Source organism: Leptolyngbya sp. CCY15150, from assembly GCF_016888135.1.
In the GTDB taxonomy this organism is placed as follows: Bacteria; Cyanobacteriota; Cyanobacteriia; order RECH01; family RECH01; genus RECH01.
This window is the reverse complement of the sequence record NZ_JACSWB010000138.1, coordinates 1-17965: the sequence shown is the minus strand read 5'-3', so window position 1 is coordinate 17965 and position 17965 is coordinate 1. Positions and strand designations below refer to the sequence as shown.

Annotated in this window: 10 protein-coding genes and 1 pseudogene; 7 read left to right on the top strand and 4 right to left on the bottom strand. The window is 54.0% G+C overall.

The window, feature by feature from the left end:
- Positions 1 to 118: 118 nt before the first annotated feature.
- Positions 119 to 805: a Uma2 family endonuclease gene (locus tag JUJ53_RS04290; RefSeq protein WP_343327885.1), complete on the bottom strand. Its 687-nt coding sequence runs from the start codon at positions 803 to 805 to the stop codon at positions 119 to 121.
- A gap of 242 nt (positions 806 to 1047) precedes the next feature.
- Positions 1048 to 4425, bottom strand: coding sequence for a CHAT domain-containing tetratricopeptide repeat protein (locus JUJ53_RS04285; protein ID WP_204150747.1), 3378 nt, complete (start codon positions 4423 to 4425; stop codon positions 1048 to 1050).
- Positions 4426 to 4747: 322 nt separating this feature from the next.
- Here JUJ53_RS04285 and JUJ53_RS04280 point away from each other — a divergent pair, with 322 nt between their 5' ends.
- From JUJ53_RS04280 to JUJ53_RS25430, 5 genes and pseudogenes are all read left to right on the top strand, one after another.
- A complete protein-coding gene (locus JUJ53_RS04280; RefSeq protein WP_204150746.1) occupies positions 4748 to 6766 on the top strand; it encodes a S8 family serine peptidase in 2019 nt (672 codons plus the stop codon).
- A 545-nt stretch (positions 6767 to 7311) separates the two neighbouring features.
- The gene (locus tag JUJ53_RS04275; protein ID WP_204150745.1) at positions 7312 to 8334 is read left to right on the top strand and encodes a hypothetical protein; all 1023 of its coding nucleotides are present in this window, start codon (positions 7312 to 7314) and stop codon (positions 8332 to 8334) included.
- 195 nt (positions 8335 to 8529) lie between these two features.
- Complete coding sequence (locus JUJ53_RS04270; protein ID WP_204150744.1) at positions 8530 to 11826, top strand: tetratricopeptide repeat protein; 3297 nt, start codon at positions 8530 to 8532, stop codon at positions 11824 to 11826.
- Between the two features lie 154 nt (positions 11827 to 11980).
- Entirely contained in the window at positions 11981 to 13015 is a 1035-nt protein-coding gene (locus tag JUJ53_RS04265; RefSeq protein ID WP_204150743.1) for a trypsin-like peptidase domain-containing protein, read from the top strand.
- Between the two features lie 192 nt (positions 13016 to 13207).
- Positions 13208 to 13345, top strand: a pseudogene (locus JUJ53_RS25430) (type II toxin-antitoxin system HicA family toxin); the annotation flags it as partial.
- Between the two features lie 42 nt (positions 13346 to 13387).
- Here JUJ53_RS25430 and JUJ53_RS04255 read toward each other — a convergent pair.
- Together JUJ53_RS04255 and JUJ53_RS04250 are read right to left on the bottom strand one after the other, a co-directional pair.
- Entirely contained in the window at positions 13388 to 13657 is a 270-nt protein-coding gene (locus JUJ53_RS04255) for a DUF2442 domain-containing protein (RefSeq protein ID WP_204150741.1), read from the bottom strand.
- Between the two features lie 11 nt (positions 13658 to 13668).
- Positions 13669 to 13917: a DUF4160 domain-containing protein gene (locus tag JUJ53_RS04250; RefSeq protein WP_204150740.1), complete on the bottom strand. Its 249-nt coding sequence runs from the start codon at positions 13915 to 13917 to the stop codon at positions 13669 to 13671.
- 141 nt (positions 13918 to 14058) lie between these two features.
- On the opposite strand from JUJ53_RS04250, the gene JUJ53_RS04245 reads away from it, so the two are divergent.
- Together JUJ53_RS04245 and JUJ53_RS04240 are read left to right on the top strand one after the other, a co-directional pair.
- Positions 14059 to 17229, top strand: coding sequence for a tetratricopeptide repeat protein (locus tag JUJ53_RS04245; RefSeq protein WP_204150739.1), 3171 nt, complete (start codon positions 14059 to 14061; stop codon positions 17227 to 17229).
- 113 nt (positions 17230 to 17342) lie between these two features.
- A complete protein-coding gene (locus JUJ53_RS04240; protein WP_204150738.1) occupies positions 17343 to 17759 on the top strand; it encodes a tetratricopeptide repeat protein in 417 nt (138 codons plus the stop codon).
- Positions 17760 to 17965: the final 206 nt, after the last annotated feature.

Genomic DNA, 17965 nt, shown 5'->3' with positions numbered 1-17965 from the left:
TTAGTTGCTCGATATCCAAATAGATGTAGTAGCTATAAGATCGATCGGTTTCAGACTAAGAATTGATTGCTTTTCCTAATTCCGATTAAGTCTATTGCACAAGGCGATTCTGACCCGGCTAGATCTGGTCAGGATCGACCCCCAACTCTCGTAACTTTGCCGCCAGTTTTTCATTGCGCTGTCGCTCTCCATCCGCCCGCTGGCGTTCTGCCGCAGCCGTCTCTTCCGGCGTTGGCACCAGGTCCCCCACAGCGGAAAATAACCGCAGTTGCGCTTGATAGACGCCCAGGTACAGCCCAAGCTGCTGACTCCAGCGCCAGCCCTGCTCCGTGGGTTCTAGGGTTTGGTAGGTGCCGTCGACGAGGTGAAAACCCTCGAATTCCAGACTGTGGGGGTCAAACCAGAAATAGTCGGGGGTGCGGAAGGTGTCCTGGTAGATTTGTTTTTTCAGACCACGATCGGTTTTGGCAGTGGAATCGGACAGCAGTTCCACAATCACGTTGGGATACTTACCCTCCTCTTCCCACACCACCCAGCTCTTGCGAGGACGGCGATCGGTACCCAGCACCACAAAGAAGTCGGGGCCGCGAAAGTCCTCAGACTTGAGCTGTTTAGGGCTGTAGTAGATGGTGAGATTACCAAAGGCGTAGAAGTCTTGGCGATCGCGCCACACTTCTTCCAAACCTTGAATCAGCAGCAGAATTTGGCGCAGATGAAGTTCTGTTTCCAAGGGAGGTTCGTGGCTGTAGAGGTCGCCCGGGGGAAAGACCACAGACTCTCCACCCTGAGACGTAGGGGTCAACATCTGACCCTCAGGGGCGATCGCTTCGGTTGAGGAGTCTTTGGCCAGGGTCATGGCAACCATGGGATAGTGAACAGTTGCGGATGAGTTGCCCCATCGTTTCCCCTCATCCCCCAGCCCCTTCTCCCACAAGGGTAGAAGGGGAGCAAGAAGGGTGTTTTCAAAGCCCCTCTACCGATCTGGGAGAGGGGTTTGGGGTGAGGGTCTTCAGGTTTGTCAACTCGATCCTAGTGTAGCAGCGCTGATTAATCCAACGGTCGCCACTCACCGGAGAAGAGAAATGAGGCCCAGTAGTAGGGATGCTGGTAGGCGGGGGCTTCCAAAAACTCAAGCTGCACTTGGCGCAGGGCCTCGCTACGACCTTCGCCGTCCAAGAGCAGTTCATAATAGCGCTGCATCAGTTCGGCGGTGCCCTGGTCGTCTACTTTCCAGAGGCTCATCAACTGGCTTTCGGCTCCGGCCATGACAAAGGCACGGCGCAGACCGTAGACTCCCTCACCATTGGCCACCTGACCGACGCCAGTTTCGCAGGCGCTCATCACCACCAGGCGGGTGCCGCGTAGATTCAGCCGGGTGGCTTCTAGGGCAGTGAGCACGCCGTCTTCGCCCGCACTGTCGCGAGCGTTGAACCCGGACAGGGCTAAACCCGATCGCAGAAGGGGATTTTCGTTACTTACCGGGCGAGTGGGTGGGGGTGTTGCCCCGCTGGAAACGATGTCGATGGTAGCCCGATCGCCTCGGGTGGACTCCGGCGGCACAAACTCCACATCTTCGAGGAAGAAGCCGTGGGTGGCGATGTGCAAAATGCTGGGGGCCTGCACTTGCTTGAGGGCGTTTTCGGTGGCTTGGGCGTCGGTGAGGATGACGGCGGTGTCGGGGAGAAGGGGGGCGATTGCATCAACTTCTTGCTGGGTGCCGGGGAGGGGGCCAAAGCGTAGGTCGGCAATGTCGGCGGAGCGTCTCCCTTCGGCTTCGCTCAGGGAGCCCCCCCACCCGCTCCCTGAGCGAAGCCGAAGGGAGCGGGAGGTGGCGGCAGCGACGATCTGGGTGCCGCTGGGGTCGGCGGTGTCGTAGTTGGGGTTGGCGAAGATCACTGGGGGCTGCTGGCTGGGGGCGGGGTTTTGCAGGCGCAGCAGGTCGCGGCCGGTGGTGAGGTGGGTGAGGGTGTAGGTTTCGACGAGGTAGCGGTCTTGCTCATCGAGCAGGGCGGCGAAGGGGATCAGGTTGAGCTGGCTGTCGGGGGAGAGCAGCAGGTGGGTAGCATCGCTGAGCAGGGGGCGAATCGGGGCCATGACCAACTCGTCGAGGGCGCGGGCAGCGGCGCGAGCCCGGGTGAGGTCGCCGGGGACGCGGGTGGCAGCAAGGAAGACGCGGGCGGCGGTGTTGATAGCTTCGGCATCGCCTAGATCGACCCATTGCGGATCTCCGGTGCTGTGGAGGATGTAGGCGGCGTAGCGGGGATTGCCCCAACGTTCTGCTTGGCTGGCGGTGGCATCGAAGGGGCGATACTGCACCAGTTCTACCAGAGCGGCATCGGCGGGAATGAGTGCCTGCACCGCCTCGATTTCCACAGGCTCGGTTTCAACCCGGAACTCGGCGCTGCGGCGGGACAGTTCATTTTCTAAGCGGTTAGCTTCTTGGCGAAGTTGGTCAATGCGGGTGCGGTACACCTCTGGGTCTTGGTCACCTAGACCGCCGTAGAGCTGGTTTGCGAGCTGGGTTTGCACAGCGGTGAATTCATCGAGCAGGGGAGCCAGATCGGGGCTGAGGTTTTGGCGTAGCAGTTGCTGGGTATCGGTGACGGCATCGAGAACACGGCCCTTGCGGCGTAGCACGGTGGTGAGGGCTAGGCGAGCAGCGGTGGGGTTGGAGTTAGCATCTTGTAGGTGCAGGGAAAGAGCACGATCAGTGGTGCCGGAGATGGTGGCGATGTAGGCCCGCTTGCGATCGTCAGAGCCAATGGCCAGATTGAGGCTGAGGTTGGTTTCTTCTACCGCCAGTCCTTGCTGGAACCATGTCAGAGCAGCATCTATGTCTCCTTGCACCCGATACAGTTCGGTCAGGTTGTTGAGGCTTCGGGCAATATTAGGATGACTGTCACCCAACTGCTCTCGAACAATGTCTAGCGCCTCCTGGTAGCGGGGTACAGCCTCCCCATAGCGTCCTTGCGCCTGGTACAGCAAGGCCAGGTTGTTGAGGCTGTTAGCGACATCGGGGTGGCGATCGCCCAACTGCTCTCGTCGAATATCCAGCGCCTCTTGGAAGAGGGGTTCGGCCTCTCCATAGCGCCCCTGTGCCCAATAGAGAACAGATAAATTGTTGAGGCTGGTGGCGACTGAGGGATGGCGATCGCCCAACTGCTCTCGTCGAATCACCAACGATTCTTGGTAGAGAGGTTCCGCTTCCTGCAAACGACCTTGCACTCTATACAGCAAAGCCAAATCGTTGAGGCTGTTGGCAACATCGGGGTGGCGATCGCCCAACTGCTCACGTCGAATCACCAACGATTCTTGAAAAAGGGGTTCGGCTTCACCGTAGCGTCCTTGATCTTGGTACAGCCCTGCTAGATTGTTGAGGATGGTGGCAACATCGGGGTGGCGATCGCCCAATTGCTCACGAAGAATCAACAGTGATTCCTGAACAAGGGATTCAGCTTCCCAGTAACGTCCTTGTTGACTGTACATCTCGGCCAAGTTATTGAGGCTGGTGGCAACATTGGGATGGCGATCGCCCAATTGCTCGCGAACAATCGACAGTGATTCTTGGAAAAGAGGTTCAGCCTCCCTAAACCGACCTTGTGCTCGGTACAGCAAGGCTAAGTTATCAAGGCTAGTGGCCACATTGGGATGACGACTACCGAATTGTGTACGCCAAATAATCAGAGCTTCCTGGAATAGAGGTTCGGCCTCTTCATAGCGTCCTTGATCCCGATATAGCGAAGCTAGGTTGTTGAAGCTAGTAGCGACATAGGGATGACGATCGCCCAGCTGCTCGCGATAAATATTCAGCGATTCCTGGAAGAAAAGTTCCGCATCCTCGTAGCGCCCTGCCTGATACAAATCAGCTCCTTGGTCATTAAGATGGGTTGCCTCGGCCAGGGGTTCTGCCTGCTCTAAGTCGTCCATAGTTCCTGGTTGCAGCGTCAACCGATACCGTCCCGTTTCACCAGGGTTCAATGAAATCGCAAAAACTCTGTAGGTGCCTGTGACAGTTAATCTCAACGCGAGGCGAGCATTGGTGCCCTCGCCACCATAGCTATCTACGGCAATGCGTCTACCATCAGGATCAACCAGAGACAACAACGCATCAAACTCATCACTGATCAAGTCAATAACAACGATTTGACCCACTACGCCTTCAAACATGTAGCCATCAACGTAGCTTCCACTCTCCAAGACCACGCTGCCCTCATCTAGAATTCCCGTAATGGTGACCAGCTCAATCTCTGGAACCGACTGGGCCACTCTCGTTGCTTCCGCCGGAGTGGAGGGCCGCGACCAGGCGCTAGGACTCTGACCCACCAGCAGCGTCGTCAGCAGCGCTAGACTCACCACGCGGGTGGGGCGACTCACCCGCCGTTTGGCCCATCGAGTCATTCGGTGCCCTAGTAAATTCATGGTCATGGGGGTACTCCTAATTGATGATCGGCTCTAACCGAATGCCACTGACTTGAGGTTTTTGGCAACCCGCTGATTTCAGGGTCATACCGCTCTACCCGCTACCTAGTTCTGGCCAGGCTGAACCTATGCACCCGGCCCACCAACGCCATGATAAGTCGCCTTTTACACAAGAGACTGATGTTCACTAGGATTAAACATGACATAAGAACAACCCAGCTCGCCCCCGGTCACCAAAACTGAAACACACCTGTCAACAGTTGCCGCACGGTCTACCATGGAGCACAATTGACTCGATCAGTACACTGTCCCCCTCAAAAAACTGACCATGACATTTCCTACCTCTCCCAGACACCTATTCAGGGTGCTATTACTGACCGTTTGCTTCAGCCTTGGCCTGGCCCTAGCAGTCTTTCGCCCCACACCGACCCTTGCCCAAACCGATACCGCCGACCTCTTCTATCGCTTCAACGGCGAACCAATTCCCCTCATGGTGCGAGATGATGCGATCGCCGTCGCCTTTCAAGCATCCGCCACCCGCACCTTAGATGCCCCTCCCCTCTATCAACAACTGCAGAATACCCTCGATAGCACCCGCACCCGAGGAGATGCCGTCATCGTGCAGCCTGTAGGCACCCAGTACGCGATCGTCAACCTACCAGCAGCAACCTCCTCCAGCCGCAGTGCCCTACGTCCTCAGTTGGCGTTGCCCTACGTTGAAACAACCCTACCCGTCCTGCAACGAGCCGACCAAGACGAGCAAATCTTGCTGCCCAACGAAATTATTATCAGCTTTGCGGCTCAAACCTCCGAGGCTGAACAGCAGCAGATGCTAGAAGCCCAGGGACTAGAACTAATTCGTCCACTGCGGTTTACCGAAAATCGGGTGCTGGCCCGCCTTAAAACCGTCGATCATGAAACTGCCGTCCTCACCGCCGCCGAGCAGCTCAGTCAAACAACTGGGGTGCGATCGGCCACGCCTAATTTTATCCCGGTGCGATCGCCCGAAGAACGCTGGGATAGCGAGCTACCGCTCCCTTCTCATAGCTCTTTGGCTCGCTCTGCTTCAGACAATCGCATGAACCTGGCCTGGCATCTGGATAGCACATCCATGGCTCCTAGGCTCAACAACACCGGCGTCAATGCCCCTAGGGACTGGGCGCTTGGAAATCGCGGTGAAGGCATCACCGTTGCAGTCATCGACGCCCTGATCCAGTGGGATCATCCAGCCCTGATCAACAATATCTACGAACTGCCCTCTGGCGTAGAGGGGTTGCCCGAAGAATATCGAGGCTGGGATTTTACGGATAATGACCCTGACACCCGGGTCGAAACGGCAGAACTAAATCAATTACGTCCATCCTTTCAAGATACTTTTACTCTGTCAGATAGCGATGTCTTAGATCGTTACCGTGTCTGGGCTGATGACCTCAAGCGCAATAATCCCAGAGCTTCTGAAGCAGAGATTATCGCGTTTATTCGCAATAATATTCGTCGCCAGGTTGTTGGGGCATTTCATGGCACAACAGTCGCTGGAGTGATTGGGGCAAATGCACCAGAGCCGTCAGGGTTGATGGGGGTAGCACCCGGGGTGAAGATTTTACCTGTTCGGGCAGGCATTCTCTTTGGCGGTATCCCAACTGTACCTGCAGTGGAAGCCATTGGCTACGCAGCAGCCCGAGGTGCAGATGTGATTAATCTGAGCTGGGGCAGCATGATGCCGACGACGGCGATCGCTGATGCGATTGCCGATGTTCTGGCGGCCAACCCTAATCTCATCATTGTGGCGTCCTCAGGTAACGATGGTGAAAATCGCGTTGGCTTTCCAGCCGGGTTACGCCATGTCATTTCTGTTGGAGCCTCTACCTTGCAGGGAACCCGTGCCCCTTACAGCAGCTTTGGCCCAGGGCTAACGCTGGTGGCCCCTGGCGGCAATGTACAAACTGGTCTAGAAAACGGTATTTTAACCACCAGCGGTACTGGCAATGACCTATTCTGGCAAAATATCTCCCTACCCGAACAGCCCTGGGCACCGGCTCAAGACCTCAAGGGCGACTACGTTTGGGCCCAAGGAACATCCTTTGCCTCTCCCGCCGTGGCAGGGGTAGTGGCGTTGATGCTGAGTGCAGATCCGCAACGAAGCTTGAATCGCGATCGCCTCATTGCCCTGTTGGAATCCAGTTCTAGCCACACTTCCCTCTCTCTAGCGCCTCAGGAGCAAGACCTCTATAGCGTTTTGCGCGACCAAAGCGCTACACCCCCAACTGAACATGAACTTCAGTACTTCTTTGGCAGTGGACTAGTGGACGCAGAAGCAGCCGTGCGCCTGGTGCAGTCTGGCGCTTGATGCGCTTCGCGAGTCGCGATCTGAGGGCAAAGATTGTGAACGATAGATGTTGGTGCGAGCCTTCAAAGGCCAGTGCTCTCTGAATCTTCCTTCTCCAGTCTTTGCCGTTTAAGGGCTAGGTATCCTGCGCCATAACCCATCATCTCTTGGGCAGTGGCGCAGGGTAAGCCTAGAAACCATCTGTCATTCTTGGCAGATAATAGACCATCAAATCCGGTTGAATGTGAAAGATCCTGCATGGGATCTCCCGCTTCGCCACCCATTGGCACAGGGGCGATCGCCATTCGGGACGGTCAAGACCTTAGATCAAGGGTTTTCCTATCCAACTTTAATATCAGCTACGGATTCGCAAAAAGGTATGTAGATAACCTAGAGAAACGATTCTCCAAGAATTTTTTCCCCGTTTCAGCAAGAAAGATTGCCTAAAACTGCATACCTTTTCTCACCTCAGCACTATAAATTTATAACAATCTGTGGTTGGCTCGCGCCCTTCCAGCGCATCCCATGGCCCCAACTCGGATAAAACCTCTCACCCCTATCTTTCTATGGTTACTTCTAGACATCCTTCCCCTGGCCCTCCCAATCGCTGGGTAGACTTTTTGACCGTGGGAGCCGCTGTTGTTGCCGCTGCCCTCTTGATTCCATACCTCTTTGATGTCTATCGCTATCATCGGGCTGAGTCCGCCTACCAAGCGGCTGATTGCGAAACAGCGATCGCCCGTTTTCGTCCCCAGGCAGAAGGACGGTCGTTCTTGGATTTCAATAATTTCCAAAGTCGTTCTACTGCCCGCATTCAAGCCTGTGAAGCGTTTCTAGCTATCCGTTCTCCCGCCCCTGACCCATCCCTGCAAATGCTGGCTCACAGCGATTTTATTAACCGCTACCTCGGGGGGCCGTTGGTAACCGCGGTTCGTGAGCAGGCTAGGGCTCTGGCCACCAACATCCCGCCGGACAGTCTGGCAGTCACTGCCCTGTGCGATCGCTTGGGAGATCTATCGACCAATCAACTGATTCCTGATGACTCGACCCTGCCCCTGCTCCTGCAAGCCTGTGGGCAAACCTACTGGGATGAGGGACAACTGGAGGCAGCGATCGCTGCCTATCAGCAGATCTTGCGCAAGTACGCTAACCATGCGATCGTGCCTGAAGTGGAAACAGCTTTGGCCAAAGTTTTACTGGCTCAAGCCAAGGCGGAAGGTGCGGGAGAACTGGGAGACCCAGGGTTGAGCGGCTATGCCACCGATGGCGTCACGGTGGTGGAAATCCGCAATAATTCCCCAGAACACATGCGGGTGATCTTCAGTGGCCCAGAGACCCGCTTTGAGGAAATCGCCCCCTGTGAGGAGTGCCAAACCTATGCAAGGGAAGGGCCTGCGGAGTGCCCGAATCAAGGGCCGGTGCAGAGGTTCATCCTCAAACCGGGGGATTATGAGGTGCTGGTGCGCTCCATTAGCGACCCGTTTGTCAGTCCATTTACGGGAGCTTGGTCGCTGGACAGTGGCAGTGAATACAATTCTTGCTTTTTTCTAATCACCAATCCGTCACCGGAGGCGGATGATGCAGAATAGGCTTACTTTGTTTCCCAGATTGCAGATAAACTAGCGAGAAGGTGCTATCGATGGTTGTCCGATGCTGTATTCTCCCAACGATTCCCTAAAGTGGCATACCTTCCTTCGCCTTAGCACTATAAGCTTATGACAACCTGTGGTTGGCTCGTGCCCATCCCGGTGGGCTTTCCCCCCTACCCCCTTATACTCCTTCCTATGCCTCCCCTTTCCTCTCTCCTCGCTGTCCTCACCCTCACCGCTGCTACCCTCCCCAGCAGCGGATCGCCTGCTACCGAGAACCCAGTGCTTTGGCAGTCTCCCATAACTGGTGAGATGCTGAACCCGGTAGTGGAACCGCCACAAGCCATCCACTTAGATATCAAGCCATTTGGACAGCGACCTGACTTACCCTTACTTCCAACATCGCAAGGACTGGGGAACTTGGCACCTTTACTACCCCAAACTGGATTAAAGCAGGATGGAACAGCAGCTCTGCTAGACGTAGAAGGGCAACTAGAGGATGGCGATGAGGCCTTGCCAGATAGCAGTCTATACGACCTTTACACCTTTAATGGTGAAGCTGGGCAGTTGATCGAAATTCGCCTCAGTAGCGAGGCCTTTGACACATATTTAATTCTGCTTAGCCCAGACGGCGAGAGGGTTGCAGAAAACGATGATAGCGTTGAGGGGCTGAATTCAATCATCTATATTCAGTTGTCTGAAACAGGTCAATACTCAGTGATTGCCAATGCTTATAATGCTATGGGTCGAGGGCGCTATAGGCTGACGGTAGCGGCTATTAGTGCTGAGGAGTATCAACGGGGACAGGAGAGTGCACGTGCGAGTGCAGAAGCTAATCAACTCTTTCAACAAGGGCTGGAGCAATTTAACCGCAGCCAGTTTCGGGAGGCGATTACCTCTTGGGAACAGGCGTTAGAAATCGTCCGTGCGATGGATAATCGCCAGGGTGAAGGCACTGTGCTGAATGCACTGGGGGAAGCCTATAGAAATCTGGCTCAATACCAACAAGCGATTGATTTATATGAGGAAGCTCTCGCGATCGCCCGTGAGATTGGCAATCGCCGTGGTGAAGGCTCTGCCCTAACTAATTTGGGCAGTGCTTATCTTCACCTGAGTCAGTACGAGCGCGCCATTGACTTCTATGAACAAGCCCTAGTGATTACCCGTGAGAGTGGTAATCGCACTGTTGAAGGGGCTATCTTGGGGAACTTGGGTGTTGCTTACCGCAATCTGGGTCAGTACGAGCGCGCTATTGACTTTTATGAACAAGCCTTAGCCATTTCCCGTGAAATTAGTGATCGCGCTAGTGAAGGGGCCGACCTGACAAATTTGGGCAATGCTTACCTCAGTCTAGGTCAGTACGAGCGCACCATTGACCTCCTTGAACAAGCTCTGACGATCTTCCGCGAACTCGGTGTCCGGGCTGAAGAAGGTACCGTCTTAGGGAACTTGGGTGTTGCTTACCGCAATCTGGGTCAGTACGAGCGCGCTATTGACTTTCATGAACAACACCTAATAATCGCCCGCGAGATAGGCGATCGCGCTGGGGAAGGTCGAGCCCTGGGTAATTTGGGAATTGCTTACAACAGCCTGGGTCGTTACGAGCGCGCCATTGACTTTTATGAACAATCCCTAGCGATCGCCCGCGAGATTGGCAATCGCGCTGGAGAAGGGCATGCCCTAGGCAATTTGGGATTTGCTTACCGTGGTCTGGATCAGGATGACCGCGCCCTAGAGCAGTATGGCCAAGCCCTCACCCTGTTCAACGAACTCGGTGCCCGTGCTGAAGAAGCCACTGCCCTCAGTTACATTGGTGTTCTCCTGAATGACCAAAATCAAACCGAACTGGCCATCATTTTCCTCAAAGCCAGCGTTGATGTGCGGGAAGCGATTCGCGGCGACATTCGCGGCCTCGACACCGACCTCCAGCAATCCTTCACCGACACCGTTGCTGATGACTACCGCCTCCTGGCCGACCTACTGCTGCAACAGGATCGCATCCTCGAAGCCCAGCGCGTCCTTGACCTGCTCAAAGTCCAAGAACTCGACGAGTACCTGGCCGGAGACATCCGCCGCAATGCCCAGACCGCCAGTGGAGTCGCCTATCTCCAGCCCGAGCAGACCATCCTCGAACGCTACGGACAGCTCCAGGCCAACGCAATTGCTCTGGGGCAAGAACGGGCCCGCCTCAACGCCCAACAACGACAAGCCCCCCTCACCCCCGCCCAATCTCAGCGGTTAGATGAACTGGTCAGCCTAGAGCAAGACCTCGCCAGAGACTTTAACAGCTTTGTTTGGAGTGACGACATTCAAGACCTGCTGGCCCCCCTCAGCCCCCAAGTCCTGCGGCAGACCGTGGATTTAGAAGACCTTGCCGCCCTCCGCAACAACCTCGGTGAACTCGATGCCGCCCTAATTTATCCCCTCGTGCTAGAAGATAGGATAGAACTGGTGATCACCACCGCCAACACCGAACCCCTGCGGCGCACCGTGCAGATTCCCCGCACCCAACTCAACGCCGCCATCACCCGCTTCCGCCAGGCCCTAGAAGATCCCCGCAATGATGCCCAAACCCCCGCTCAAGAACTCTACGGTTGGCTGATCGAACCCCTCGAAGCTGACCTCGAAGCGGCGGGCGTCACCACCCTGATCTACGCCCCCGATGCCTCCCTGCGCTACATCCCCCCCGCTGCCTTCCACGACGGCGACCAATGGCTAGCCCAGCGCTTCCAAGTCAACCACATCACTGCTCAATCTCTCCAAGAACTCACGGCCCAGCCCTTCGAAGCGCCCCGCATTCTGGCCGCCGCCTTCGCCGACCCCAGCATCACCTACAACATCGACGGCATTCCCCTACAGGGTTTATCTTTCGCCGGCGTTGAAGTCACCCAACTGGCCGCTGCCCTCCCCGATCGCACCGTCACCCTTCTGGATCGCGCCTTTGACCTGAATACCGTCCTGCGGGAACTGGGCGGCATCAACATTTTGCACCTGGCCACCCATGGGGTCATGGTGGAAGGAGAAGCCCAGGATTCCTTCATTCTCTTTGGCAGCGGCGAGGCTCCCACCCTAGCAGACGTGGCTACCTGGTCATTGGAGGATATTGACCTGGTGGTGCTGAGTGCCTGCGACACAGGTCTCGGCGGCTTCGACAACAACGGCGAACAAATCCTAGGGCTGGGCTACCAGTTCCAGCGGCGGGGGGCCAAGGCTGTGATCGCTTCCCTCTGGCAGGTGAGCGACCAGGGCACCCAAGTGTTGATGACCGCCTTCTATGACGCTCTGAATCAGGACATGACTAAAAATGCCGCCTTGCAAGCCGCGCAGATGGCCCTGATTACTGGAGACTTTACAGCGGTCGGGGGAGAGCGAGGCACGGCTAGCATTGTCGTGCTTAACAGTGCTACGGGTGAAGCAGTGACGACCGACGGGAGCGATCTCAGCCATCCCTACTATTGGGCACCGTTCATTCTGATTGGCAATGGTCTGTAGGAGCACATTTGTAGGAGCACAGCGGCTAGGCATCACCCATGTTGGTACCCAGATTCTCAGCGTTCTAGATGTTCTCAGGTCAACGAGAGTTCGACTGTTCAACAGCCTAGTACTCTGAGGTTGACAGAAATATCGTTTACAGGGATGGACAGAAATGAAGACAATATTGCATCGACTGACGCTACTGATGGCCGCAAGTTTTATGTTTACAGTAACGGTAGGCGATCGCCCGTCAAATTCTACCGCCTGGGCAACACCTGCTCCTGAAGCTGAACAGAATCAACCTGTGGCTGAATCAGAGAGTCAAATCCGAGTACTGCCTCTAGACGAACTGTATTTACTAGGTCTCTTGCCGCAACCTGAAGCCATTATTCCAGAAGCACTAGAAGCACAAGGCTTATCTATCCATCCTCAAGATACCAGGGGCATCATCGATGTGGATGATCGATTGGAGTTGACAAGTCGGCGTTATCCTTGGTCGGCGATTGGGCGCATTATCATCGCTGATTCAGATGGGTTCGTGATGGGACATTGTTCGGGAACGTTAGTTGCGCCCCGTACGGTGCTGACCAATGCCCACTGCGTTATCAATCCGTCAACGGGAAAACTCTACCCTGCACTTCAGTTCCAACCTAATGTCATTAATAATGCGGTTTTGGATCTGGCCGATGTTGCTAATGTTGAGGCAGTGTGGTCTGGTACTGATTTTACTGAGAATAATTCACCACCGAATGCAGGTGATTGGGCATTTATGTTACTTGATCAACCGTTGGGCGATCGCTACGGTACGATTCCCTGGATGCCGCTGTCGGTTGATGAATTGATGGAAAACTACGCTGAACAGTTGGTGATGGTGGGATATTCTGGCGACTATCCTAGAGACCGTCCGGTGAGTAGTGCTGGGGTACATCTGGGTTGCAGTGTCGTGGGTACCTACGAAGGTAGCATTGCCCATGATTGTGATACTTTTGGTGGATCGTCGGGTGGTCCAATCCTGACATGGATTGATGATCAGGCTTATATTGTGGGGCTAAATTCGGCAGAAGAAACAACCAATACGGTCGTGGATACCTTTATCAACAGTAGTGGGGTTGAGCGTCCAGTCTATGAGGGTGTGATCAATTTTGGGGTGGATATCACTCGGATTGTGGAGTTTGTGGGGCAAAACGGGCTGGGGGGCGATCGCTGAGGTAGCGGTATAGATAGCACTCTGCATCACTGCCCTGCGACTATGTACGATATGGATGTTATGAGGAACCCCAAACCATGAACACAAAACGCTGGTCTTTGCTGAGCTCATTGTTGTGTGGATCAGTTGATGGCGATCGGCCAGTTCAGGTTCTAGGAAGTCGGTTGTGCTAGAACCAAGCATTCACATTGATTCAAGGTTGAGCGCCAGCGCGGCAGTCACATGATGTTGGTGCGTGAAGATCCGAGAACGACGATCTCGCTTCCTAATCACTCAACGCTGGATCGTGGGACATGGCGAGCCATTATTCGACAGGCAGATTTGACGTTGATGAGTTTTTGGGGCTTTTGTAGGCTGTTGGGGCGATCGCCCCTAGGTCATTCTAGATATGCCAGGATGGATCGGAACCCCATTTTTCCACAGTTCGTATTCGCTTAGGTCAATCTCTGTGTTCCAGGCGATCGCATATCCGCCGGGTTCAATCTGGAAGTTTTTGAAAAAGGCGGGTGAACGCAAGGGTGCAAACATGGGGCGATTGAGCAGCGGGCTAATGTCGTAGATTTTCTGCTCTTGGTTGGTAAATTCGATGAGGAGAGTCGTGTCATCGAGGACTTGAGCTGTATGGATTCGAGGATAGTTCATAGAACTGATAGTTAATCCAGCGGTGGCAGTTTGCGAAATTCTTGAGTATTCCACATTTGTAACAAATCTTGCTGATAGAGGGTTGCCCAGTCGAGAACAAGTTTCTGCGCTCGATTTGGCAAGTCGCCTTCAATCACTTCAAGGGATTCAATGCCAATGAGTGCAACATACTCACCGTAGATGGCATGAAAATGTGGAGGAGGATGATCGCCAAAAAAGACTTTGATCACAATCCCATAAAATCGTGCAACTTCTGGCATGTTAAGAATCGTTGATGACTCAGTGCCTGAATTGTATCAAGTTGTAGATGGTTTTTGGTGAAGGGAAGGAGTCGCCTTCTGCATAGCTGCTTGTTGCCCTGCGACTATGTACGATGTGGATGTGATGAGAAACCCCCAACCATGAACGCGAAACTTTTGTCTCTGCTAACTTCGTTGCTCGTGATGCCCGCTGCTGTGGTGCTGTTGCCATCTGCACCGGTGGAGGCTCAGGTTACGGTTGCCCAGACCGATGCGGCGGCGTTGCTTGATGAGGGCGATCGCCTCCTCCAGCAGGGCGTTCAGCAGTATCAGGTAAGCGAGTTTCAAGCTGCCTTACAGTCCTGGCAGCAGGCACTAGAACTTTATCAAGATCCATTTGTACAAACTGCATTTCCTCAAGAGAGCCGTCAAGGAGAAGGAAATGCACTACGGCGCTTAGGCAATGTTGACTTTGTGCTAGGTCAACACGAGCAAGCGATTGACCTTTATGAGCAAGCCCTTGAAATTGCCCGCGAGGTTGAAGATCACCAAGGGGAGGGATATGTCTTAAACAATTTGGGCAATATTTCTTCTGTACTAGGTCAGTACGATCAATCCATTGACTTTTATGAGCAAGCCCTTGAAGTTGCCTGTAAGATGGGCGATCGCCGTGGAGAAGGAGATGCTCTAGACGGTCTGGGTAATGCTTACTGGCTTCTAGGTCAATATCAACAAGCCATTGACCTCTATGAGCAAAGTCTTACCATTTTCCGTGAAATTGACGATCGCCAAGAAGAAGGAACTGTATTGCATAATCTGGGCAATGCTTACGCTGATTTGGGTCAATATCAACAAGCTATTGACTTTTATGAGCACAGTCTTGCCATTTTCCGTGAAATTGACGATCGCGAGGGAGAAGGAGCTGCACTAGGTGGTCTGGGCAATGCTTATACTGCTTTGAGTCAATATCAACAGGCGATAGCCTTCCATGAGCAACGTCTAACGATAGCCCGCGATATTGGCGATCGTCAGGGAGAAGGAAACGCCCTGAACAATCTGGGCATTATTTACGATTATCTGGGGCAGTATCAACAAGCCATCGACTTCTATGAGCAACGTCTAGCAATTGCCCGCAATATTGGCGATCGTCAAGGAGAAGGAGCCACACTGAGCAATCTAGGAATTATTTACAATCAGCTAGGGCAGTATCAACAAGCCATTGACTTCTATACGCAAAGTCTTGCCCTTGCCCACGATATCGACGATCACGCTGGAGATAGAGCCTTATTAGACAATTTGGGCATTGCTTATCTGAATCTGAGTCAATATCAACAGGCGATTGCCTTCCATGAGCAAAGTCTAGTGATTGCCCGCGAGATCAACGATCGTCAGGGAGAAGGCGAAGCACTGAGCAATTTGGGTAATGCTTATCTGAATCTGGATCAATATCAACAAGCGATTGGCTTTTATGAGCAAAGTCTTGCCATTTTCCGTGAGATTGGCAATCGCCAGGGAGAAGGTACCGTACTGGGTAATCTGGGTGTTACTTACCGGAATCTTGATCAGTCTCAGGAGGCGCTTGAGAAATATCAGCAGGCACTTACCGTTGCTCAGGAAATTGGCGATCGCTCCAGTGAAGGATTGTGGCTCAGTAACATAGGCTTCCTGCTGGCTCAGCAAGATCAACCCGAACTCGCCATTGTGTTCTACAAACAATCGGTTAACGTCCGAGAATCCATTCGGGCGGATATTCGTGGCTTATCTCAAGAACAACAGCAGTCCTACACCGAAACTATTGCAGCAGACTATCGTGCCCTTGTCGACCTCCTCCTGCAACAAAACCGCATCCTCGAAGCCCAGCGCGTCCTCGATCTATTGCGGGTGCAAGAACTGGATGACTACCTTCATGGCGTTCGCAGCACGGCCCAAACCGAGAGCGGCATCACCCTACGCGACCCAGAACAGGACATCAGTAACCGCGTCATTGCCGTCGGCTACGAACTCGCTCAATTGCGCGACATTCCCCCCAGCCAACTCACCGATGTCCAACTCCAGCGCCTCGGCGAACTGGATACGACTCAACGCGAACTCTCCGCTGACTTCCAAGGGTTCCTCAACAGTCCCGAAATTCAAACGTTAGTCGCCCAGCTCGATACCAGTCTGCAAGAACAGGACATCCTTGCCCGCGCCGATGAGTTCATTAACCTGCAAAATAATCTGCGTGCCATCGACCAAAACGCGGTGATGATCTACCCGCTGATCTTGGAAGACCGTTTGGAACTCGTCCTTGTCACCCCCTTCAGCGAACCTGCCCGCTACCCCGTCTCCGTTGACTCCGCCGACCTCAACACCGCCATTGTAGAATTCCGCCAAGCCCTCGACGATCCCCGCAGCGACCCAAGAGCGATCGCTCAGCAACTCTACACCTGGCTGATTGCCCCCATGGAGAACGACCTAGAAGCCATTGGAGCTGAAACCATCCTCTATGCTCCCGATGGAGCTCTGCGCTACATTCCCCTAGCAGTCCTGCACGACGGCGACCAATGGCTGATTGAGAACTACCGCATCAACCACATCACCGCCGCCAGTCTGCAAAATTTCACCCTACGTCCCAGCACCACTCCCCTGATCTTAGCCGCCGCGTTCAGTGAAGGAGCCTTTGACGTTCAGATTGGTCAGCGGTCATTTTCCTTTGCGGGTCTCCCCTTTGCTGGAGTAGAAGTGGAGAATCTGGTCGCTGCTTTTCCTGACACCACCCAGTTTATGAACGATCGCTTCAGCCGTTCTCTCGTAGAGCCATTGATGGACAGCCACACGATTGTGCATTTGGCCACCCATGCCGCCTTTGTACCCGGTTCCCCAGCAGACTCGTTTATTTTATTTGGTAATGGCGATCGCCTGTCGCTAGAAGAATTGAACAGCGAGGACTGGCGAGGACGCTTCAATCGGGTGGAGTTGATTGTGCTGAGTGCCTGTGAAACGGGGGTGGGCGATGATCTAGGCAACGGGGCTGAAATCCTTGGGTTTGGCTATCTGATGCAAGAAGCGGGGGCTTCAGCAGCGATCGCTTCCCTCTGGGCTGTGAGTGATGGCGGCACCCAAACCTTGATGGATGCCTTCTACGCCAATCTGAACCAGCAGATGAGCAAGGCTGAAGCTCTGCGACAAGCTCAGATTGCCTTGATTACCGGCGATCTAACTGCCTCCGGCGTAGAGCGCGGTGCCAGCATCGATGTGATCAGCACCCGCACCGGCCTACCGATCGCTGTTGTAGAGACCCTGTCCCATCCCTACTACTGGGCACCGTTTATCCTCATTGGCAACGGATTGTAATCATTTCATCACATCATCAAAAACTAGGCGGGAATACTGCATAGGTGCTTGGTGTCCTTCCACTATGTGAGTTCAGTTCACTCAACATGGGTCACAGAACGGAGGATTAAAAGATGATGTGTCGTGAAATGCCCCCTAAGGTCACCAGCTTGGAACCGATTTTTGCCGAACGGATGGAGCACGCAGACGATTGCTTTGCCTGGGGACAACGGTTAATTGAGCTGAAGAAGTACCCCAAGGCCCTGCTAGCGTTCCATCGGGTGGTGATGCTGTCGCCAAGGCACAAGCAAGGATGGTATCAGTTGGGTTGGATATGGGGGGTATTGGAGCAGTATGAATCGTCGATTACTGCGTTAGATCGAGCGTTGGCGATCGCCCCCGATCATGCTCAGGCATGGTATTACCGAGGTTTAGCATTTTATTATCTATCGTTGACGCAGCAAAGTATTATGTCGCTGGAGCGGGCGGTACAGTGTGATCCAGATCTGACCGATGCAGCGGAACTGTTACGGATGCTGCGAGAGGAGTGATAGTCTCGTTGCTGTTGCTATTAAATCTGGTTAAAAAGCTACCTGATCTGTCTCCATTCTAGAAGAAAGCACTATCCACTAGCCTTAGCTCCTCCTCCATGAAGGGGGGCTAATATCAAGTTGGGTTGAACGACCATGATATTAATATAGAAGAATCCCCTCTGACTTTTCTGTATTCTCTCTATGCCTAAGCGACTTACCATCAC

Coding starts and splice junctions, on each gene's coding strand:
- JUJ53_RS04290 (WP_343327885.1), bottom strand. CDS start 805: ATGTTGACCCCTACGTCTCAGGGTGGAGAGTCTGTGGTCTTTCCCCCG.
- JUJ53_RS04285 (WP_204150747.1), bottom strand. CDS start 4,425: ATGACCATGAATTTACTAGGGCACCGAATGACTCGATGGGCCAAACGG.
- JUJ53_RS04280 (WP_204150746.1), top strand. CDS start 4,748: ATGACATTTCCTACCTCTCCCAGACACCTATTCAGGGTGCTATTACTG.
- JUJ53_RS04275 (WP_204150745.1), top strand. CDS start 7,312: ATGGTTACTTCTAGACATCCTTCCCCTGGCCCTCCCAATCGCTGGGTA.
- JUJ53_RS04270 (WP_204150744.1), top strand. CDS start 8,530: ATGCCTCCCCTTTCCTCTCTCCTCGCTGTCCTCACCCTCACCGCTGCT.
- JUJ53_RS04265 (WP_204150743.1), top strand. CDS start 11,981: ATGAAGACAATATTGCATCGACTGACGCTACTGATGGCCGCAAGTTTT.
- JUJ53_RS04255 (WP_204150741.1), bottom strand. CDS start 13,657: ATGAACTATCCTCGAATCCATACAGCTCAAGTCCTCGATGACACGACT.
- JUJ53_RS04250 (WP_204150740.1), bottom strand. CDS start 13,917: ATGCCAGAAGTTGCACGATTTTATGGGATTGTGATCAAAGTCTTTTTT.
- JUJ53_RS04245 (WP_204150739.1), top strand. CDS start 14,059: ATGAACGCGAAACTTTTGTCTCTGCTAACTTCGTTGCTCGTGATGCCC.
- JUJ53_RS04240 (WP_204150738.1), top strand. CDS start 17,343: ATGATGTGTCGTGAAATGCCCCCTAAGGTCACCAGCTTGGAACCGATT.